Genomic DNA, 20,963 nt, shown 5'->3' on the forward strand with positions numbered 1-20,963 from the left:
GTCGGTCGGGTGGCAGACAGGGAATTACGATGTCGAACATGGCGCGGTCAGACGAAATCGACGAGCTGGTGTCCTCGGTCCGCAATCTTGTGGCCTACAAGGACGCGCCGACGGCGCCAAAAATGCCGACCCATGACCGTCTGATCCTGACACCCGCCTTGCGTATCGACATGCCGGAACCCGTGCCTCAAGCCCCTGAAGTCAAACGGGAAGCAGCAGAAGAACAGGTTCTGGTCCTCCAAGATGCTGTCGCGTCCGAGAAGCAATCGTTGGGTGACACTGTCGCCGAACTTGAGGCTGCAGTCACAGCGCAGGCAGAAGACTGGGAAGCCGACGGCGGCGAAAGTTTCGATAAAGAAGCTTGGGCTGCAAGCGCGTTTGAACCACCGCAGGATGATTCGACGACCCCTGCCACACCCGAACCCGAAGAGGTGCCTGTCGCAACTCTGCCACAGCCAGAGCCGGAAGACAGCAGCGCAGATATCTCCGATCTGGAAGCGCGGATTGCGAACGATATCGTCGAACAGCATTTTGCCGATCAGATCGACGAGGGTGCCCTGCGCGCCGCCGTCGTGCGTATCCTGCGCGAGGAATTGGCAGGCGACATGGGCGAACGGATCACGCGCAACGTGCGCAAACTGGTCCGCCGCGAGATCAACCGCGTGCTGGTGTCGCGCGATCTGGACTGACCACAGGTCCGGCCAGCGCCAAAAGCGCGTCGATATCCATATGCTGTTCCAGATGATCGGCCAGCGCATCCAGCGTGGCCTCGACCTGCGCGTCGTAGCCATAGGACGCCACAGGCTTGCCCAACTGCGCAAAGAACGCGGACCGGAACGCATCGGCACTGAACAGCCCGTGCAGATAGCAGCCCATGACCCGCCCGTTTGCTGATGTCGCCCCTTCGCCGCGCCCGTCCAGCGACAGCCATGCGCGCGCGCAATCAGGGCCGGTCGTGTCGCCCATGTGGATTTCATAGCCGCTGACGGTGTCACCCGTCGCGCGATAGACCGCCTGCGACAGCGCCAGCCGCTTTTGCGGCTGCATCACCGTCGCCACGTCCAGATGCCCAAGACCCGCCACGCTGCGCGCGGGGCCTTCGATGCCGTCGGGGTCGGCGATGGTCTGCCCCAGCATCTGATAGCCGCCGCAGATGCCCAGCACATGGCCCCCGCGCCGGATATGGGCGGCAAGGTCGATATCCCAGCCCTGCGCGCGGAAATGCGCAAGATCCGCGATGGTCGATTTCGACCCCGGCAGGATCACCAGATCGGCATCGGCGGGCAGGGGGCGGCCCGCCTCGACGATATCGACGCTGACGCCGGGGGTGCCCGACAGCGGATCAAGATCGTCGAAATTCGCGATCCGGTTCAGGCGCGGCACGACGATGCGGATATCGCCACCCGTGCGGCTGCGAATATCCATCACATCCTCGGCAGGCAGTTTCCACGCATCAGCAAACCACGGGATGATCCCCAGCGGGGTCCAGCCGGTGCGGGCGGTGATGATGTCCATGCCATCGACAAAGAGGGTGGGATCACCTCGGAATTTGTTGATCGCATATCCTTTGATAAAGGCCAGATCGTCATCGGGCAGCACGGCATGGGTGCCGACCATCTGCGCGATCACACCGCCGCGGTCTATATCGCCAATCAGCACGACTGGCACGCCCGCCGCAGCGGCAAAGCCCATATTGGCGATGTCGCCTGCACGCAGGTTGACCTCGGCGGGGCTGCCCGCGCCTTCGACGATAATCAGGTCGCGGCCTTGTGCCAGCCTGTGAAAACTGTCCAGCACGGCGGGGAGCAGGGTCGCCTTGTGCTTGCCATAGTCGCGCGCCTTGAGCGTCGCGACACGCTGCCCCTGCACGATCACTTGCGCGCCGATATCGGTTTCGGGCTTCAGCAGCACAGGGTTCATGTCGATCATCGGGACCAGCCCGCAAGCCAGCGCCTGCAACGCCTGCGCGCGCCCGATCTCGCCGCCATCGGCGGTGACGGCGGCATTGTTGGACATGTTCTGCGGCTTGAACGGGGCCACCGACAGGCCACGCCGCACGCAGGCGCGCGCGATGCCCGCCACCAACATGGATTTGCCCACATTGGACCCTGCACCCTGAATCATGATCGCCTTGGTCATTGTTCGCCCCCTGTCGGTGCTTGATACGCATCAGGCAACCCGCCGCAAACGAAAAACGCGGCCCCAAGGGACCGCGCTTTTCAAGCCGTCACGGATGCGGCGCCACTCAGGCGGCGCGCGCTTCCTGCTCGGCTGCGTTGCGACGTTCACTTTCCTCGCGCGACAGGGCGACCGACGTGCGGATGCCTTTGCCCACGAATTCCATCAGGCCATTGACCACACGTTCGTTGGGGTCGATACCGGCACAGGACAACACCTCACGGCCATCGCGCGAACGGGCCCAGCGGGCGATCTGTTCGGGACCATTGCCGTATTTCTTGTCATCAGCGATCGCGTCATCAAGCGCAGCAAGCACGACGGCAGCAAAAAGCTTGCGGGCACGGTTGCCCTGCTCGTTGTTGAAGGCTGTTCCGTCGACGAAATCTCTCATTTTGCTTCCTTTTTTTAGTCTTGCGGTTCCGCGTGCTCGCCCTTATGCACCGTTGCAGGCGATTCGGGGGTTCTGTTTTGGCATATCAGCCATGCGCCCAACGCATAGCTTAGAGTGGCCAATCCTCGAGATAGAGTGATCTTGCCAGCTAGCCCTTGCGCATATATAGGCGGGGTCGTCCGCCAAACAAGCTTTGGCCCCCATTCTGTCATGAAGTGACCCATGCCCAAAATCAACGGTAACGAAATCCGCCCCGGCAATGTGCTGGAACATGAAGGTTCCTTGTGGGGCGCTGTCAAAGTCGACCACGTCAAGCCCGGCAAAGGCGGCGCATTCGCGCAGGTCGAGCTGAAGAACCTGCGCGACGGTCGCAAGCTGAACGAACGTTTCCGGTCCGCCGACAAGGTCGAACGCGTGCGTCTGGACCAGAAGGACCAGCAGTTCCTGTATGAAACCGACGGCATGCTGACCTTTATGGACAGCGAGACCTATGAGCAGATCGCCTTGCCCGTCGATATTCTGGGCGACCGCCGTCCGTTCCTGCAGGACGGCATGGTCGTGCATATCGAATATTACGGCGAAGAGGCGTTGAACGTCACCCTGCCGCAGCGCGTGGTCTGCAAGGTCGTCGAAACAGAACCCGTGGTCAAAGGCCAGACAGCGGCGAACAGCTTCAAGCCCGCGATCCTTGATAACGGTGTGCGGGTCATGATCCCGCCTTTCGTCGGCACGGACGAGGATATCGTCGTGAACACCGAATTGTTCGAATACGTCGAACGCGCCTAGTTGGCCAAATTCACAGTCGCGCCGCCTGCCTGCATTGGGCCGGTGGCGCGGTCGAACCGCAGATAGGCGATGGCCTGATCACCGCTGATCGTGTGCAGCACGCCCGCTTCTTTGCCATCTGCCGTGATCGTGTCGCCGGGCTGGGCCGTTCCGTTTACTTGGACCCGTGCCAGCCCTTTGCGCAATTCGGTCTTGTGCTTCATCCGCGCAACAATTTCCTGCCCGACATAGCAGCCCTTCTTGAAATCGACGCCATGCAGTGCCTCGAACGCTGTTTCCAGCACATAGGTTTCCGGCGTCAGTTCGATCCCCGTCTCGGGGATCAGATGCGCGACGCGGATCGCGTCCCAATCGGTCTGGTCGCTGATATCCGCATCGCCGTAATGCCGCCAGCCCAATGCTGAATGGCGCGGATCGGCTAGCGCGCCCGCTGGCGCAGGCCCTGTCCCGCGTGAGACAATCAGGTCGGTTTGCGTGATCTGCACGGCGGCACGCAGGCGGTACATGGTCAGGCGTTGCAGCAAGGTCGCGGCATGGCTTTGTGCCACATCGACCAGCAGGCGGTCGTCCTGTCCCACCACGAAGAAATCGGCGATGTATTTGCCTTGGGGTGTCAGCAAGGCCGCATAGACAATGCCGCCTGCCGCGCGGGTGACGTCATTGGTGACCAGCCCTTGCAGGAAATCCACGCGGTCGGCACCCGTGATCGACAGGACTATGCGGTCAGACATCGGTGTTTTCCTCTTGTTGCGAAAATTGCAGACGGTTCAGGTCGGCGTAGATGCCGCCGCGCGCGATCAGTTCGTCATGAGTGCCCTGATCGACGACGCGGCCCTGATCCATCACGACGATCTTGTCCGCATTCACGATGGTGGACAAGCGGTGCGCGATCACAAGTGTGGTGCGCCCTGCCGAAAGGCGCTCCAGCGCCGCCTGCACGATGCTTTCGGATTTGGTGTCGAGCGCGCTGGTCGCTTCGTCGAGCAGCAGGATCGGCGTGTTGCGGATCAGCGCGCGCGCGATGGCCACGCGCTGGCGCTGTCCGCCCGACAGGTTCGATCCGCGCGGCCCTGCAGGGCTGTCCAGCCCGTCGGACAGCATCGGCAGAAAATCGGTGACATGCGCGGCATCAAGGGCCGCCTGCAACTGATCTTTGCTAATGTCGGTGCGCCCCAGCAGGATATTGTCGCGCAGGGTTTCATCAAACAGTGCCGCATCCTGCGACACAACCGAGAAAAGGCCGCGCAAGTCCCCCAGATCAAGGCTGTTGATCGGCGTGCCGTTGATCGCGACCACCCCCGTGGCGGGTTCGACCAGACGGGTCAGCACGTTGAAAATAGTGCTTTTGCCTGCGCCCGAGGCACCGACCAGCGCCGTGGTCTTGCCTGCTTGCGCGGTAAAGCTCGCCCCGCGCAGCACGGGCAGCTCGCCATAGTGCAGATGCACATCATCGAGCGTGATTTCGGGCAGATCATCAGGCACCGCACGGGGCTGGGCAGGCGACAGGATCGTGGGCTGCATCGTCAGCACCTGCTGCAACCGTTCCACGCTGGCCGCCGCCATCTGCCACTGGCCCGCCATCGCGCCCAACCGGCGCAAAGGATCAAAGGCCAGCGACATTGCAGTGAAAAAAGCCATGAACTGGCCTGCGGTTTTGTCGCCCGAGATGATCTCGGACCCGCCATAGATCAGCACGCCCAGAAAGCCGATGCCGGTCATGATGTCGATCAGCGCAGGCACCGTGGCCTGCCCGACCGAGGTGCGCACATTCGCGTCGATCCCTTCGCGGATCAGACTGTTGTAACGGTCGCCCTGATATGTCTCGAGCCGGTTCAGCTTGATCGGGTTGATCCCGTGGAACACCTCGTCCAGCCGCGTGGAAATGCGGCCTGCGATTTCGCGCGCGGTCCGCGACCGGCGGCGGATATAAGCCTGCACCAGCAGGGACGGCATCACCAGCAGCGGCACACCCACGACGGCGATCAGCGTCCAGCGCCAGTCGATCCAGAGTGCGACCGAAAACAAGCCGATAAGCGACACCAGATCGCGCCCGAGCGCTGTCAGGATACTGGCCCAGACGCTGTTGATCGCCCCCACATCGCCCTGCACCCGTTCGATCAGCTGTCCGGGCGGATGGGTCTGGAAGAACCCCGTATCCAGCGTCATCATATGTGCGAGCAGATGGCGACGCATGTCGGCTGCCGCGTTCTGCTGGATCAGCGTCATCAGGATCGTGCGGCCTGCCGCCGTGACGGCGCGGATCAGGAAAATTCCCATCACCGCAAAACCCACCCAATAAAGCGCGTCGCGGTCGCCTGCCGTGAACACATCGTCGAACATCGGCTGTACCATGCGGCTGAGCAGTGCCAGCATCGACCCTTCGATCGCCATCAGAAGCAGCGCCAGTGCCAGAAGCCCCTTGTGATGGCGCAGATAATCGCGCCACAGCCACCAGAACAGGCTGGTTGCGGACTGGTCTTTGCCGGTCGTGGGGATGGGTGGGGGCATCGGCGGCCTTCCGGGCTGGTTTGCCGCCTTGGTCTAATCGCAAATGGGGGCGCAGGGCAAGTTGGGCATGGTTGACGCGGCGGAGCGCGGCGTTAGTGTCCCGCTAGTAACCTTTTCTGAAAGCTCAAGAATGTCACTCTCCAATGGTCGGGCCTATCTGGCTATCCCCGGTCCTTCCGTCATGCCCGATGCCGTGCTGCGCGCGATGCACCGTGCATCGCCCAATATCTACGAAGGCGAATTGCATGATCTGACGCGTAGCCTGATCCCCGATCTGCAGGCAGTGGCCATGACCACGTCCAAGGTCGCGATCTATATCGGCAACGGCCATGCGGCTTGGGAGGCCGCACTCGCCAACACCATGTCGCGCGGGGATAGCGTGCTGGTGCTGGCGACAGGCCCGTTCTGCATCGGCTGGGGCGAGATGGCGGCAGAGATGGGCGTGCATGTCGAAACGCTTGATTTCGGCGTCAATGCCCCTGTCGACCCGTCCCGCGTGTCCGACTATCTGGCGGCCGATACCGCGCACCGGATCAAGGCGGTGCTGGCGGTGCAGGTCGATACATCGACCAGCGTCAAGAATGACATCGCCGCCCTGCGTGCGGCCATCGATGCGGCGGGGCATCCTGCCTTGTTGTTCGCCGATTGCATTGCCTCGCTTGGTTGCGACCGGTTCGAGATGGATGCCTGGGGTGTCGATGTCATGGTCGCAGGCTGCCAGAAAGGGCTGATGACACCTGCGGGGATCAGTTTCGTCTGGTTCAACGCCAAGGCCGATGCGGCACGCGGCGATTGCGTCACACGCTATTGGGACTGGCGCCTGCGGTCCGCGCCGGAGCTGTATTACCAGTATTTCAACGGCACGGCGCCGACGCATCACCTTTACGGGTTGCGAGCAGCCCTTGACATCATGCTGGCCGAAGGGCTGGACAATGTGTTCGCGCGCCATGCCACGCTGGCGCGCACGGTCTGGGCCGCGTTCGATTGCTGGTCAGCCGAAGGGCCGTTGCACCTGAACGTCGCGGACCCTGCGCACAGGTCACATGCTGTCACCTCGGCGGGGATCGGGTCGCCCTTGGGCGACAAGCTGCGCCATTGGTGCGAACACACCTGCGGGCTGACGCTGGGGATCGGGCTGGGGCGTGCGCCTGCGGATGGCTATTTCCGGATCGGCCACATGGGGCATGTGAACGCGCATATGATCATGGGTGCGCTGGGCACGATCGATGCCGGGCTGAAGGCCTTGCAGATCCCGCATGGCCGCGGCGCATTGGAGGCCGCGTCAAGCGTCATCGCCACCGCCTAATCGGCGGGGGCGTTGGCGGCAAGCCAGTCCTGCATCCACGCGATTTCGGTCTCTTGTGCGGCGATGATCTCGAGCGCGAGTTCGCGCACCTCGGGATCGGTGCCGTATTGCAGGACAACCTCTGCCATGGCGACTGCACCTTTGTGATGCGGGATCATGCCTCGGATGAAATCGACATCAGCGTCACCGGTGAAGGGAATCGCCATTGCGGCATGCATCGTGTCGTTTACAGCCGCATAGGCGGCCGCGGCCTCGCCCTGACCTGCCGCGTGATCCATGCTGGCATGGTCCATCGCGCCGTGTCCTGCATGATCGGACTGGGTCCATGCGAGCGTACCGATGGCCGCAACCGCGACAAGAGCGATCCAAAAACGTTTCATAATATCATCCTTTGATCCATGTTCCCGGACAGCGATGCGTGCTTCCAGTGACTGGAAGGCAAGTGCCGATTTGGGTATGGATCAAAGATAGACCGGGCCTGCTAGTCTGATGTCACGACGCCACCGACGGTCTGGTTGCGCAGCAGGTCCACATAATCGCCCGTCACCGCCGGGGCTTGGCGTGTTGCGCCTGTGTCGACGAACAGCAGGTTCAGGTCGAAGATACCGGCTGATCCGACAAAAGCCTCTGGCAGGCGGCCGGAAAAGTTGCCCATCATATGCACCAGAAAATACTGCCGTGCTTCTTCGGCGGTCAGGCCAAGGTCCTCGGACGAGATCGTGAAACGGTCCGCCATGACCCGGGTCGTCGATATCTTGGCGTCAACGCCCGCCACATCGCCCGTATCTTCAAGCGCACTGATCGCGTCGATTTCTTCGACGATCTTGCTGGCATAAAAATCCAGTCTGCGTCTGTCACGGTCTGTCAGCGTCGAAAGATCGGCCAGATGCAAATCGCTGTGTGACGCGCCGGCGATGATGCGCGGCGTCTGCACCGATGCCTCGGCGGCAGACGCAAGAAGGACCGATCCCATGATCACCGTAACGCAAAACGTAACCTTGAACATGATACCGGTCCTCCTCTTACATTGTCTTTGTTGCCCTTACTGGCTCACGACCTCGACGGTCAGGCCGAGCGACACCCAGCCCTGCATGCCGGCGCGGTAGTAGCGCAGCTTTTCTGCAGGATAGCCGACTTTGAGCAGATTATCGAGCGCTTGGTGTGACTGGCCGCACCATGGCCCGTTGCAGAACAGGACGAGGTCGCGCGCTTCGCTCAGGTCCCAGGTTCCGTCGCTGGCCTGCACACCGCCAAGTGCCGCCAGCACCGGCACGAGGAAGGGATTGTTCTCTGGATTGTCGAACATGGTGAAGGACAGGTTGATTGCCCCCGGGATCGTGCCTTGCTCGAACCATTCGCTCAGGCGCGCGTCGATGATGTAGCCCGTGCCGTTGGCGACGTGTTCGCGCATGAAGTCGAGCACTTCGAGTTCGCCGACCGTGGTCACACCTTCGCCACCCGACATCGGCTGGATACAGAACGGCGGGCACTGGCGCGATGTCATTGTGAAGAAATCGGGCATCCGGGCGTCGGGGTTCTGGTTACGTTCGATCACAAGGAAATCGCGGCCGGTGTCGAACTCGAAATAAGGCAGGTCGGGCGTGATGTTCACGCCTTGCGCAGATGCCGCACCGGTCGTCAGCATCGCAGCGCCGGCGATGGCGACCACGCGTGTCATCAGGGTTTGCAGGCGCAAAACAAGGTTGCGTGTCGGGCGGGTCTTTTCTGGGATCATTGACATGTCATCATACCTATCTGTTGCCACATGTTGGTCATCAGCTTCAAAAGTTCATTATTTTATTGATTGGTTCAAAAGCTGCGGGCCAACCAAGGCAATTTCATGGCAGGCTTGGTGCAAATTTTGGGGAATAGGCCGAATAACGGCGCCAGCCGTCGATTTCTGCGCGATTGCGCGGTATCTGCCCTAGGCGCGGCTTGCCTGTTGCAGGGCGACTGGCAGGCTGCGCGCGAAAGCCGCGATCTGGTCGGGGGTGCCACAGCTGACGCGGATGCAGCGATCCTGTGGGGCGACAAAAGGCATCCGCACGAAAATGCCGTCCGCCACCAGTGCCGACAGAACTGCGCGGGCAAAAGCGCCGTCGCGACCGCAGTCAATGGTGACGAAATTCGTGGCCGATGGCAGGGCGGTCAGCCCATGCGCGGCGGCGATGCGCCCGATCTCGGCGCGCGATTTGGCGATGGCGTCGCGGACGTGGTCCATCCATGCGCTGTCCTGCAAGGCGGCCAGCGCGCCTGCCTGCGAAATCCGGCACATGCCGAAGTGGTTGCGCACCTTGTTGAAACCCGCGATCACCTCTGCCGCGCCGATGGCATAGCCGACCCGTGCCCCCGCCATGCCATGCCCTTTGGAAAAGGTGCGCAGGCGGATGACATTGGGCGTCTCCACCGCGATATCGGGGGCGGTGCCGTCGGGGGCAAGGTCGATATAGGCCTCGTCCAGCAGCAGCAGGCAACCGGCGGGCAGGTTTGCCGCCATTTGTGCGATGACGGGCCCTTCATGCCAGCTGCCCATGGGATTGTCGGGGTTCGCGATATAGACGAGTTTCGCACCTGTTTCATGCGCCTTGGCGACCAAGGCTGCGGGGTCTTCGTGGTCGCCCGCGTACGGCACCTTGTGCAGCAGCCCGCCGAAACCCGCGACATGGTAGTTGAAGGTCGGATAGGCGCCATCCGACGTCACAGCACCGTCGCCCGCGCCGATGTAAAGCCGCACAAGCAGGCCCAGCAGCCCGTCAATGCCTTCACCCACCATGATATTGTCGATGCCGGTGCCATGATGCGCGGCAAGGGCTGCGCGCAGATCGTGGCTTTCGGGGTCGCCGTACATCCAGACTTCGCCCGCTGCCTCTTGCATGGCGGCAATCGCGCGGGGAGACGGGCCAAAGGCGCTTTCGTTGGCACCCAGCCGTGCGGTAAAGGCCTGCCCGCGCGCGCGCTCCTGCGCCTCTGGTCCGACAAAGGGGACCGTGGCGGGGAGTGAGGCAGCAAGCGGGGTCAGGCGGGGATGGGTCATGCTCAAACTCTTATGCGCTCCGCGCGGGGAGTATTTTTGGAAAAAAGAAGTTGGGGGGCCAGGATGATGGCCCCCGCCAGTGTTTAGCCCAGTTCCTGTAGCCGCGCGATGGCGGCCTTGATTTGGGTGTCTTCGTTTTCGCGCAAGGCCAGATTGGCGCGGGCTTCGGCCACCACGTCATCGGGGGCGGAGGCCACGAAGGCGGGGTTGTTCAGCCGCCCGCGCAAGCCGCCCAGTTCCTTGGCGAGTTTCTGGGATGTCTTTTCCAGCCGCGCGATTTCGGCGGCGACGTCAATCAGGCCTGCGAGCGGGAGGCCGAAGGTGCCGCCTTCCATCGGGATGGTAACGCAGCCTTTGGGGAAAGCATCCACATGGGTCAGGCTGTCGATCCGTGCAAGGCGCTGGATCAGGGCTGCGTTATTGTCCCATGCCGATTGGCCTTTGGCGTCGAGCCCTGTCACCAACAGCGGCACCTGTGCGCCTGCGGGCACATGCACCTGGGCGCGGGCGGAGCGGGTGTTGTCGATGAGCGCGATCACCCAGTTCATTTCGCGGTCGGCATCCGCATCGACCAGTTCGCTGCCGTAGGTCGGCCAGTCGGCGTGGCAGAGCATCTTGGCGCGATTGTCCGCCAGCCCCCAAAGCTCTTCGGTGATGAAGGGCATGATCGGGTGCAGCAGGATCAGGCATTGATCCAGCACCCAGCGCAGGGTCTGTTCCGTCTCGGTCTTGGCTGTTGCGTCCTCGCCCTGCAGGATCGGTTTGGAGAATTCCAGATACCAGTCGCAGACCTTGCCCCAAGTGAAGGCGTAAAGCGCATCCGCCGCATCGTTGAACCGATAGGCGTGCAGCGCGGCATCCACGGTTTCGCGCACGCGGCCCGTTTCGCCGATGATCCATTTGTTCAGCGTCAGGGTCGCCTCGGGCCGTGCTGGATCGCCCGGATAGGGGATGGCGTAATGCTCGGCAAAGCTGAAGGCGTTCCAGAGTTTCGTGCCGAAATTGCGGTAGCCCTTGATCCGGTCCTCGGAGATTTTCAGCACGCCGCCGATGGCCGCCATCTGCGCGTTGGAGAAGCGCAGCGCATCCGCGCCATATTGGTCGATCATGTCGAGCGGGTCGATGACATTGCCCTTGGTTTTCGACATCTTCTCGCCCTTGGCGTCGCGGACAAGCTGGTGCAGGTAGATCGTGTGGAACGGGTCTTGTTCCAGCACGGCCTGTGACATCATCATCATCCGCGCGACCCAGAAGAACAGGATATCCTGTCCTGTGATGAGGACGTCACCGGGGAAGTATTTCATCGCAGGGTCGTCGTTCGGCCAGCCGAGGGTGCCGAAAGGCCAGAGACCCGAGGAGAACCATGTGTCGAGGACGTCGGGGTCGCGGTAGAGATAAACTGCATCAATCTTTGTCGGCTTTTTGAAACCGTGAGCTTGGCCTAACTCGTCGTCCGGCATGACTTCTAGTAACGGGCCTGTGCCTAGAGCTTGGGCCTCCTCCAAGCTGTGGGCTTCATGAGCTATGTACAGCGGGAAGTTTGAGTTTAAGGTGTAATACTCCTGAGCGATTTTGCGTGCCTCAGCAAATGATGGCGCGCAAAATGCGATTGGGTTGTTCCAATCTTCACTTTCGCCAGCGGGCTTACCTTCGGAAGCTTGAGTTGATTGAATAGCTGGCCCATACCACACCGGAATCTGGTGCCCCCACCACAATTGGCGGGAAATGCACCAAGGCTCGATATTCTCCAGCCAGTGGTAATAGACCTTTTCGCCGCTTTCGGGGATGATCTTGGTGCGGCCTTGCTTGACCGCCTCCAGCGCGGGGCCGACGATCTTGGCGGTGTCCACGAACCATTGGTCGGTCAGCATCGGCTCGATCACCACGCGCGAGCGGTCGCCGAAAGGCTGCATGATCTTTTTGGCTTCGACCAAGGGGATTATGGTGGGCGCGTCCCGGACTTGATCCGGGACCTCGTCGTCTGCAGCGGGTTGAGGCCCCGGCTCGGGGGCCGGGGCGGACACCATCACAGCCAACCCCTCTGCCGTCACATCAGCCACCACGCGCGCGCGGGCCTCGAACCGGTCCAGCCCGCGATAGGCGTCAGGGACAAGGTTCATCGCGGCGATCATCGCCTCATCGAACGCTTCTTCGCCATTGGCGATCGCCTGCGCAATCGCCGCTTCTTCGGCATAGGGTCGCCCGTCGGCGCGCATCTGGCCGCGTGTGTCCATCAGCGCATACATTGGGATATTGTTGCGCTTGGCGACTTCGTAGTCGTTGAAATCATGCGCGCCGGTGATCTTGACCGCACCTGACCCGAAGGTCGGATCAGGATAGGGATCGGTGATGATCGGGATCAGGCGGCGGTGTTCTTTTGGCCCGACGGGGATTTCGCACAGCTTGCCCACGATGGGCGCATAGCGCGGGTCATCCTTGTGGACGGCAACAGCACCATCGCCGAGCATCGTTTCAGGCCGCGTCGTGGCGATGGAAATGTAATCGCGCATCTCGCGCAGGGTGACGTTGCCGTCCTCGTCCTTCTCGACATATTCATAGGTCTCGCCGCCCGCCAGCGGGTATTTGAAATGCCACATATGGCCGTCGACCTCGATATTCTCGACCTCGAGGTCGGAAATCGCGGTCTCGAAATGCGGGTCCCAGTTGACCAGCCGCTTGCCGCGATAGATCAGGCCCTTGTTGTACATATCCACGAACACGCGGATCACGGCGTCGTGGAAATTGCCCGCAGGTTCTGTGGCGGGCGCAGATTCCGCCCCCGACATGGTGAAGGCCGAGCGTGACCAGTCCATGCTGTCGCCCAAGCGCCGCGCCTGTTGTTCGATCACGCCGCCCTTGTCGCCTTTCCAGTCCCAGACCTTTTTCAGGAAGGCCTCGCGCCCCATCTCGACCCGCTTGGGCTGGCCCGTGGCGGCAAGCTCCTTTTCGACCATCAGCTGTGTCGCGATCCCCGCATGGTCAAGCCCCGGCTGCCACAAAGTGTCGAACCCCTGCATCCGTTTCCAGCGTGTCAGGATATCCATCAGCGTGTGGTTGAAGGCGTGGCCGACATGCAGATGCCCCGTCACATTGGGTGGCGGCAGCATGATGCAGAACGTCTCATCCCGGCTGGCATTGGCCCCGGCTTTGAAGGCGCCAGCCTCTTCCCACATCTTGTAAAGGCGGGCTTCGGCCTCGGCGGCGTTGAAGGTCTTTTCCATCGGCATGACATGCGGTCCTTTTTCGGCTTGTCGCCAGATACCAAGCGTGCGGCATGAGGGAAAGGGTTTGTTCGGGCTGGACTTGGGGCTTTGGCCCGCTAGGGTCTGGGCAAGAGAGCCAAAGGGATGAGCATGGAAAAATTCGGCAAGAGCCAGTCGGTCACACGCATCGAGGATCTGCGCTTTCTGACGGGGGCGGGGCGCTATGTCGATGATGTGGCGCCTGACGGTGCCTTGCATGCGTTTTTCCTGCGCGCTCCTGTGGCGCATGGGGCGATTACGGCGCTGGATGTTGCCGATGCCCGCGCCATGCCGGGGGTGGCTTTGGTCGTGACGGCGGATGATCTGGTGGCGGCGGGGGTGCGGATGGGGCTTGCGGGCAAGGTCCTGCGCAACAGTGACGGCACGCGGGCTGCGGCCCCGATGCGCCCCATTTTGGCGCAAGGCCGCGTGCGCCATGTGGGCGAACCTGTTGCGATGATCGTGGCCGAGACCCTGCAAGCTGCACGGGACGCGGCAGAGGCGATCCTGCTCGAGACCTGCGATCTGCCGGTGCATGTGGCGCTGGAGATCGGCGGCGAGGCGATCCATGCGGAAGCGCCTGACAACCTCGCTTTCGACTGGGCGCTGGGCGATGCCGCGGCGACCGAAGCCGCGATTGCCGCTGCCGCCCATGTTGTCACGGCGCAGGTGTTCGACAACCGCGTGATCGTCAACGCGATGGAACCGCGCGGCTGTTTTGCCGAGGTCGCGGATGGCCGCCTGCATGTCGCGGTGAACGGGCAGGGCGTCTGGGCCACCAAACGCGATCTGATCCATCATTTCGGGCTGAACGACACGGATGTGCGCGTCACCACACCCGATGTCGGCGGCGGTTTCGGGATGAAGGGGATGCGCTATCCCGAACCTTTCTGCGTCGCCCATGCCGCGCGTGTGCTGGGCCGCCCCGTGCGCTGGATGTCGGAACGCACCGAGGCGATGCTGACCGACAACGCAGGCCGTGACCTGACCACGACCGCGACACTTGCCTTTGATGCTCAGTATCGGATCACGGCGTATCGGCTTGATACGATTGCCAATATGGGGGCCTATAATTCGCAATTCGCGCAAGCGATCCAGACCGAGCTTTTCGCCAAGGTGCTGATGGGCACCTATGACGTGCAGACGGCCTTCATGCGCACGCGCGGGATTTACACCAATACGACGCCTGTCGATGCCTATCGCGGGGCCGGACGGCCAGAGGCGATCTTTGTGCTGGAACGGACGATGGATGCCGCGGCGCGCGCGCTTGGCGTCGATCCTTGGGACCTGCGGGCGCGCAATTTCATCAGGCCGGACCAGTTTCCATATACCACTGTCACGGGCATGACCTATGACGTGGGCGATTTCATGCGGGTGCTGGAGACGGCAGGCCGCAACGCCGACCGCGACGGGTTCGCCGCGCGCAAGGCGGCGTCAGCCGTGCAAGGCAAACTGCGCGGGCAGGGCCTGTGTTATTACATCGAAAGCATCCTTGGCGATCCCGATGAAACCACCGCCGTCGAATTCACCGATGGTGGCGCGCTGATCTATGTCGGCACGCAGTCGAACGGGCAGGGGCATGAAACCGTCTATGCGCAGTTTCTGGCCGATCAGACCGGTATTCCCGCCGACCGGATCACCGTGGTGCAAGGCGACAGCGACCGCATTCCGACGGGTGGCGGCACGGGCGGGTCGCGGTCGGTGACGGTGCAGAACACGGCGACACTGGCGGCGGTGGATGTGATCCGTGATGCCTTTACCGCGTTTCTGGCGGAGCAAGAGGGGGTCGCGGCAACCGCGATCCGCTTTGACGATGAACGCTTTCGCATCAACGGATCGAACTTGACCCCCACCATGCTGGAGGTTGCCGATCTGGCCCGTGCTGCGGGGCGCAGCGATCTGTTGCGCCATTCCGCGACGATCAAGCTCGACAACCGCAGCTTTCCCAATGGCGCGCATGTGGCCGAGGTGGAAATCGACCCCGCCACCGGTGTCGTGACCGTCGACCGCTATACGGTCGTTGACGATTTCGGCAATCTCATCAACCCGATGCTGGCCGAAGGGCAGGTGCATGGTGGCGTGGCCCAAGGGATCGGGCAGGCGCTGACCGAACGTGCGGTGTTCGACGAAGACGGGCAACTCTTGTCCGCCAGTTTCATGGACTACGCCATGCCGCGCGCCGATGATCTGCCGATGATCGGCTTTGCCACGGAATGCACCCCTTCGCTTTACAACCCGATGGGCATGAAGGGCTGTGGCGAGGCGGGGACGGTCGGCGCGCTGGCCGCGATCAGCAACGCGGTGATCGACGCGCTACAGGATGTCGGCGTCACCGAAATCGATATGCCTTTCACCCCGCATCGCGTCTGGCAGGCGATCATGGCTGCCCAAGGTGCCGATGCAACTGCGTGACTGGGTCTTTGGCCTTTTCGGGCGCAAACCGCGCACCGAAGAGGCCGCGATCCGCAATCGGGGTCCGGCGATTCATGTCATCATCATGGATGGGACGATGTCCTCGCTTGAACCGGGGGCGGAAACGAATGCGGGCCTGACCTTCAAACTGCTGCGCGAGGTCAGCCAAGGCGCCAATATGACCGTCTATTACGAGGCGGGGATCCAATGGCGCGACTGGGCGAATACCTGGGATGTTATCACCGGACGCGGGATCAACCGCACGATCCGGCGCGCTTACGGCGTGATCGCTTCACGCTATAGGCCCGGCGACCGGATCGTCCTGATCGGCTATTCGCGCGGCGCCTTCGCCGTGCGCTCGCTTGCGGGGGTCATCGGCATGGTCGGGCTGGTGCGTGCCGATTGCGCCACCGAACGCAATGTGACGCTCGCCTACCGGCATTACCGCACCGGCGGACGCAGCAAATACGCCGCCGCGTTTCGCCGCCTGCATTGCCACCCAGAAGTAGAGATCGAGGCGGTCGCGATCTGGGATACCGTCAAGGCGCTGGGCCTGCGCTTGCCTGTTGTCTGGCGCTGGGGCGAGGATTTGAACAAGTTCCACAATGCCGAACTGGGCCCGCATGTGCTGCACGGCTTTCACGCATTGGCGCGCGATGAACGCCGCCGCGCTTATACGCCGGTGCTGTGGGCCTGCCCTCCGGGCTGGCAAGGCCATGTCGAACAGGTCTGGTTTCGCGGCAACCACGCCGATGTCGGCGGGCAGGTGCGGGCCTATCCGGCGGCGCGGCCTTTGGCGAATATCCCGCTGGTCTGGATGCTCGAACGGCTCGAGGCCTGCGAGGTGCCTTTGCCCGCAGGCTGGCGCGACAGGTTTCCGCAGGATGTGAATGCGCCCTCTATCGGGAACTGGCACGGCTGGGCGCGGTTGTTCATCGCGCGCAGGCGGCGGGTGATCGGGCGCGATCCGTCCGAACGGCTGCACGACAGCATCGCGCAACGCATGCAGCGGCGGTCATTCCTGCGACGGTCGCATGATCAGGCAGGTGGTTGATCCGGTGGCATAAAGCTTGCCATCGGCGGCACCCCTGATCTCGCCATGGGCGACACCTGTGCTGCGACCGGCGTGATCGCTGAAGCCGGTGGCGAGGATTTCCATCCCCAGCGGGATCGCGCGGGTCAGATTCACCTTATATTCCAGCGTTGTATAGACCGCCCCCTTGGGCAGCAGCGTCATCACCGCACAGGCCATGCAACTGTCGAGCAATGTGCCATACCAGCCGCCATGCACCCCGCCCATCGGGTTGGCATGCTGGAATTCGGGCGTGCCGCGAAAGGTGACACGGCCTGCCGCGACCTCGTGCAGATGGTAATTCATCAGGCCTGAAATGGGCGGGCGGCTGATCTCGCCGCGCTGCATGGCCTGCATGAAATCAAGGCCCGACATGGACAGGGTGGTGTTCAAATCGGGCAGATCGGCTGGGGTTTTTGCAATGAACATCGGCGCGCCTTTGATTTTCGGCGCAAGCTGCCGTGTCAGGCGACGTTTTGCAACCGCGCCTTGGGCGTCACACCGAGAGCATGGCACACATCGCGCGTCAGTTCCGGCCGGTTCAGCGTGTAGAAATGCAGATGCTCGACCCCGCCCCGCACCAGATCGTCGCACAGCTCGGTCGCCAGCGCCGTTGCCAGCAGGTCGGTCGTGCCGTCGCGGGTGGCATTGGTGAAGGCGTCGCGGATCACCTGCGGAATATGCGTGCCGCATTGCGCCGAGAATTTCTGCGTTCCGTTCCAGTTTTCGATCGGCAGAATGCCCGGAATGATCGGCGCGGTGATTCCCGCCTTGGCGCAGGCATCGCGGAACCGGAAAAAGGTGTCGGCCTCGAAAAAGAACTGCGTGATCGCGGATGTGGCACCGGCATCGATCTTGCCCTTGAGAAAGGCGATATCGGCGGCCTGATCGGCGGCTTCAGGGTGCTTTTCAGGATAGGCACCCACGCGGATCGTGAACTGGCCCGTTTCAGCCAAAGCCTCGATCAACTCGACAGAGCTTGCGAAACCATCGGCATGGGCGGTGAATTTGGCCTGCCCCTTGGGCGCATCGCCGCGCAGGGCCACGATTTCGCGCACGCCCGCTGCGGCGTAATTATGTGCGATTTCCAGCGTTTCGGCGCGGGTGGCATCGACGCAGGTGAGGTGCGCTGCGACGTTCAATCCACTGGTGCGGTGGATGGTGCTGACCGCTTCATGCGTCAGCTGGCGTGTCGTGCCGCCCGCGCCATAGGTCACCGACACGAAAGTCGGGTCCAGCGGGGCCAGCGTATTGACGCAATCCCACAGCCGGAACGACCCTTCGAGCGATTTGGGCGGAAAGAATTCGAAGGAAACGGTGGGCGTGGACATGACAATACCTCTTGCTTGCCTTGCTATTCTGTCATGAATATGGAGTTGAGACAAATTCATAACCTTCACTAAGTTCATGAAGGACATTCACATGCACATCGAATTCCGCCACCTGCGCACGATCAAGGCGATCCATGACACCGGCGGGCTGGCGCGCGCGGCAGACCAGTTGAACATGACGCAATCGGCCCTGTCGCACCAGATCAAGGGGATCGAGGATCAGGCGGGCGTGGAATTGTTCGTGCGCCGGTCCAAGCCCCTGCGCCTGTCGGCGGCGGGGATGAAGATGCTCGCCGCGGCCGAGGCGATCCTGCCGCAGGTCGCTGCCCTGGAGGCTGAGTTTACGGGGCTGGTGTCGGGCAAGGCGGGGCGGCTGCACATTGCGATCGAATGTCACGCCTGTTTCGAATGGTTGTTTCCGGTGCTCGAACAGTTCCGCAAGGCCTGGCCCGAGGTTGATGTCGATATCCGCCCCGGTCTGGCCTTTGACGCATTGCCTGCGCTGCGGCGCGAGGACGTCGATCTGGTCGTCTCCTCCGACCCCGAGGATCTGCCGGAAACCGATTTCACCCCGCTTTTTGACTATGAACCGGTCTTCGTGGCGGCCGCCCAGCATCCGCTGGCCGCCAAGGACGTGATTGAGGCCGAGGATTTCCGTGGCCAGACGCTGATCACCTATCCGGTGGACCGCGCGCGGCTGGATATCTTTTCGCAACTTCTGACCCCCGCCAAGGTGGAACCGGCGGCGGTGCGGCAGGTGGAACTGACCGCCGTGATCCTGCTGCTTGTCGCGTCCAATCGCGGTGTCGCGGTGCTGCCCGATTGGGTGGTGCGGCAGGTACGGTACCATTCCGATTACATCACCCGTCCACTGACGCGCGCGGGGATCACCCGCAGGCTTTATGCCGCGACCCGTAGCGACGACACCAGCCGCCCCTATATGGCGCATCTGATCCGGCTGGCGCGGCAGGAAGCGGTGAAACTGCAACGCGGCTGATGCCTTGCCCTTATGCGCATTGCCGCCTATAGGCAGCCCTTGATCCCGAACCAAAGGCAAGACAGATGGCTGGCAGCGCAAATCTCAACGTGATGATGAAAACCGCCCGTAAGGCGGGGCGCGCCTTGCTCAAGGACTTTGGCGAGGTCGAGCAGTTGCAGGTCAGCACCAAGGGCCCGGGCGATTTCGTCACCCGCGCTGACCGCGCCGCAGAACAGATGATCCGCGAGGATCTGTTGCATGCCCGTCCGTCTTACGGCTTTCTGGGCGAAGAAGGCCGCGAGATCGAGGGCGAGGACCCGACCCGCCGGTGGATCGTTGACCCGCTCGATGGCACCACCAATTTCCTGCATGGCCTGCCGCATTGGGCGGTCAGCATCGCGCTGGAACACAAGGGCCAGATCGTCGCGGGCGTGATCTATGATCCTGTGAAGGACGAGATGTTCTATGCCGAAAAAGGCGGCGGCGCATGGCTGAACGAAAGCCGGTTGCGCGTGTCGGGCCGGCACAAGCTGATCGAGAGCATTTTTGCAACCGGCCTTCCCTTTGCAGGTCGGGCCGATCTGCCCGAAACCCTGCAGGACCTTGCGCGCTTGTTGCCTGCCTGCGCCGGTGTGCGCCGGTTCGGGGCGGCAGCGCTCGACCTCGCCTATGTGGCGGCGGGGCGGTATGACGGGTTCTGGGAACGCGGGCTGAAATCCTGGGACATGGCCGCCGGTCTGGTGATCGTGCGCGAAGCAGGCGGGATCGTGGAACCGCTTCTGGCTGATGGCGATATCATCGGATCAGGCGAAGTGATCTGTGCGAACGAGGCGATATTCGCGACATTCGCCAAGGTCATCCGCAAGGGGTAGCACCGGCCTGCGGCTTTGCCGCAGACAGGGGCGCCGCCCCTCGCCCCGGATCAAGTCCGGGGCTCACCCCGGAGTATTTGGGGAAAAAAGAAGATGCTAGCGGCGCACGACCGGTACGCTGCTGCGGCGGTATTGCGCCTCGGGATGGGGGGGATGGCCTTCGGTGCGCCGCCAGTAACTCTGCGCGCCGCGCCGCAGCCAGAGCGGGATAGTCAGCGCCAGCCCCAGCGCGAAACCGCCCGCATGCGCCCAATAGGCGACGCCGCCCGCGGATGTATCGACCGCCAGCCCGCCAAAGACCTGCAAGCCAAACCACAGGCCCAGCATGATCCATGCGGGGATCGGCAGGATGCGGAAGAAAACCACGAAAAAGATGAAGATATCGACGCGCGCCTTGGGGAACAGCAGCAGATAGCCGCCCATCACGCCCGCGATGGCGCCTGATGCACCGACCATCGGGACCTGCGAATAAGGATCACCCACGAATTGCGCAAGGCTCGCCCCGATGCCGCAGACAAGATAGAAGGCGAGGAAGGGCAGGTGGCCCATTTCCTCTTCCAGATTGTCGCCGAAGATCCAGAGAAACAGCATGTTGCCTGCAAGATGCATGAATCCCCCATGCAGAAAGATGGAGGTGACAAGCGCGCTGGCGTTCTGCCCTTCGGACAGCAGGACGGGGATCAGCGCATAGTCGAAATAGAACTGCCCGATCTGCAGATCGGTCTGCAACATCACCAGCCCCCAAAGATAGACCAGCACATTAACCCCGATCAGGGTCAGCGTGACGTAAGGCGTGGCCTCGGACGGGTTGTGGTCGCGGATGGGTAGCATCATGCCGCGACCTTTCCTGCC

The 20,963-nt window shown here is 62.5% G+C and carries 19 protein-coding genes; 7 read left to right on the forward strand and 12 right to left on the reverse strand.

The window, feature by feature from the left end; all coding sequences use genetic code 11:
- Positions 1 to 29: 29 nt before the first annotated feature.
- Positions 30 to 689: a hypothetical protein gene (locus VCK47_RS14895; protein WP_322890098.1), complete on the forward strand. Its 660-nt coding sequence runs from the start codon at positions 30 to 32 to the stop codon at positions 687 to 689.
- Here the strand turns inward: VCK47_RS14895 and VCK47_RS14900 are convergent.
- Positions 655 to 2,139, reverse strand: a complete 1,485-nt coding sequence (locus tag VCK47_RS14900) for a cobyric acid synthase (RefSeq protein WP_322890097.1) — start codon at positions 2,137 to 2,139, stop codon at positions 655 to 657. The genes VCK47_RS14895 and VCK47_RS14900 overlap by 35 nt on opposite strands.
- A 106-nt stretch (positions 2,140 to 2,245) precedes the next feature.
- Positions 2,246 to 2,569 carry a DUF6280 family protein gene (locus VCK47_RS14905; protein WP_019954464.1) on the reverse strand — a complete coding sequence of 108 codons (324 nt, stop codon included), beginning with the start codon at positions 2,567 to 2,569 and terminating at the stop codon, positions 2,246 to 2,248.
- 222 nt (positions 2,570 to 2,791) lie between these two features.
- On the opposite strand from VCK47_RS14905, the gene efp reads away from it, so the two are divergent.
- Positions 2,792 to 3,355, forward strand: coding sequence for an elongation factor P (gene efp / locus VCK47_RS14910; RefSeq protein WP_019954463.1), 564 nt, complete (start codon positions 2,792 to 2,794; stop codon positions 3,353 to 3,355).
- Here the strand turns inward: efp and VCK47_RS14915 are convergent.
- Together VCK47_RS14915 and VCK47_RS14920 are read right to left on the reverse strand one after the other, a co-directional pair.
- Positions 3,352 to 4,086: a folate-binding protein gene (locus VCK47_RS14915; protein ID WP_322890096.1), complete on the reverse strand. Its 735-nt coding sequence runs from the start codon at positions 4,084 to 4,086 to the stop codon at positions 3,352 to 3,354. The two genes, efp and VCK47_RS14915, sit on opposite strands and share 4 nt — an antisense overlap.
- Positions 4,079 to 5,863, reverse strand: a complete 1,785-nt coding sequence (locus VCK47_RS14920) for an ABC transporter ATP-binding protein (RefSeq protein WP_322890095.1) — start codon at positions 5,861 to 5,863, stop codon at positions 4,079 to 4,081. The genes VCK47_RS14915 and VCK47_RS14920 overlap by 8 nt, the downstream gene beginning before the upstream one ends.
- A gap of 130 nt (positions 5,864 to 5,993) precedes the next feature.
- Between VCK47_RS14920 and VCK47_RS14925 the strand changes: the two genes are divergently transcribed.
- Positions 5,994 to 7,169, forward strand: coding sequence for a pyridoxal-phosphate-dependent aminotransferase family protein (locus VCK47_RS14925; RefSeq protein WP_322890094.1), 1,176 nt, complete (start codon positions 5,994 to 5,996; stop codon positions 7,167 to 7,169).
- Here the strand turns inward: VCK47_RS14925 and VCK47_RS14930 are convergent.
- The 5 genes from VCK47_RS14930 to VCK47_RS14950 form a co-directional block, all read right to left on the reverse strand.
- Positions 7,166 to 7,549 carry a DUF305 domain-containing protein gene (locus VCK47_RS14930; RefSeq protein WP_322890093.1) on the reverse strand — a complete coding sequence of 128 codons (384 nt, stop codon included), beginning with the start codon at positions 7,547 to 7,549 and terminating at the stop codon, positions 7,166 to 7,168. The genes VCK47_RS14925 and VCK47_RS14930 overlap by 4 nt on opposite strands.
- Positions 7,550 to 7,650: 101 nt before the next feature.
- Positions 7,651 to 8,175: a hypothetical protein gene (locus VCK47_RS14935; protein WP_322890092.1), complete on the reverse strand. Its 525-nt coding sequence runs from the start codon at positions 8,173 to 8,175 to the stop codon at positions 7,651 to 7,653.
- 36 nt (positions 8,176 to 8,211) lie between these two features.
- The gene (locus tag VCK47_RS14940) at positions 8,212 to 8,910 is read right to left on the reverse strand and encodes a rhodanese-like domain-containing protein (protein WP_322890091.1); all 699 of its coding nucleotides are present in this window, start codon (positions 8,908 to 8,910) and stop codon (positions 8,212 to 8,214) included.
- 183 nt (positions 8,911 to 9,093) lie between these two features.
- Positions 9,094 to 10,203 carry a pyridoxal phosphate-dependent aminotransferase gene (locus tag VCK47_RS14945; RefSeq protein WP_322890090.1) on the reverse strand — a complete coding sequence of 370 codons (1,110 nt, stop codon included), beginning with the start codon at positions 10,201 to 10,203 and terminating at the stop codon, positions 9,094 to 9,096.
- An 83-nt stretch (positions 10,204 to 10,286) separates the two neighbouring features.
- Positions 10,287 to 13,430, reverse strand: a complete 3,144-nt coding sequence (locus VCK47_RS14950) for a valine--tRNA ligase (protein WP_322890089.1) — start codon at positions 13,428 to 13,430, stop codon at positions 10,287 to 10,289.
- Positions 13,431 to 13,556: 126 nt separating this feature from the next.
- Here VCK47_RS14950 and VCK47_RS14955 point away from each other — a divergent pair, with 126 nt between their 5' ends.
- Together VCK47_RS14955 and VCK47_RS14960 are read left to right on the forward strand one after the other, a co-directional pair.
- A complete protein-coding gene (locus VCK47_RS14955) occupies positions 13,557 to 15,857 on the forward strand; it encodes a xanthine dehydrogenase family protein molybdopterin-binding subunit (RefSeq protein ID WP_322890088.1) in 2,301 nt (766 codons plus the stop codon).
- Positions 15,844 to 16,911, forward strand: a complete 1,068-nt coding sequence (locus VCK47_RS14960) for a DUF2235 domain-containing protein (RefSeq protein ID WP_322890087.1) — start codon at positions 15,844 to 15,846, stop codon at positions 16,909 to 16,911. The genes VCK47_RS14955 and VCK47_RS14960 overlap by 14 nt, the downstream gene beginning before the upstream one ends.
- Here VCK47_RS14960 and VCK47_RS14965 read toward each other — a convergent pair.
- Entirely contained in the window at positions 16,873 to 17,358 is a 486-nt protein-coding gene (locus tag VCK47_RS14965; protein ID WP_322890086.1) for a PaaI family thioesterase, read from the reverse strand. The genes VCK47_RS14960 and VCK47_RS14965 overlap by 39 nt on opposite strands.
- Positions 17,359 to 17,393: 35 nt before the next feature.
- Positions 17,394 to 18,260, reverse strand: coding sequence for a methylenetetrahydrofolate reductase [NAD(P)H] (metF, locus tag VCK47_RS14970; protein ID WP_322890085.1), 867 nt, complete (start codon positions 18,258 to 18,260; stop codon positions 17,394 to 17,396).
- A gap of 91 nt (positions 18,261 to 18,351) precedes the next feature.
- Here metF and VCK47_RS14975 point away from each other — a divergent pair, with 91 nt between their 5' ends.
- Positions 18,352 to 19,257, forward strand: coding sequence for a LysR family transcriptional regulator (locus VCK47_RS14975; RefSeq protein ID WP_026352292.1), 906 nt, complete (start codon positions 18,352 to 18,354; stop codon positions 19,255 to 19,257).
- Between the two features lie 65 nt (positions 19,258 to 19,322).
- On the forward strand, positions 19,323 to 20,111 hold the full coding sequence (locus tag VCK47_RS14980) for an inositol monophosphatase family protein (protein ID WP_322890084.1): 789 nt from the start codon (positions 19,323 to 19,325) through the stop codon (positions 20,109 to 20,111).
- 96 nt (positions 20,112 to 20,207) lie between these two features.
- Here VCK47_RS14980 and VCK47_RS14985 read toward each other — a convergent pair whose 3' ends face one another.
- Complete coding sequence (locus VCK47_RS14985) at positions 20,208 to 20,942, reverse strand: rhomboid family intramembrane serine protease (protein ID WP_322890682.1); 735 nt, start codon at positions 20,940 to 20,942, stop codon at positions 20,208 to 20,210.
- Positions 20,943 to 20,963: the final 21 nt, after the last annotated feature.

Origin of the sequence: Yoonia sp. 72 (genome assembly GCF_034652275.1) — a bacterium.
Lineage (GTDB): Bacteria > Pseudomonadota > Alphaproteobacteria > Rhodobacterales > Rhodobacteraceae > Yoonia.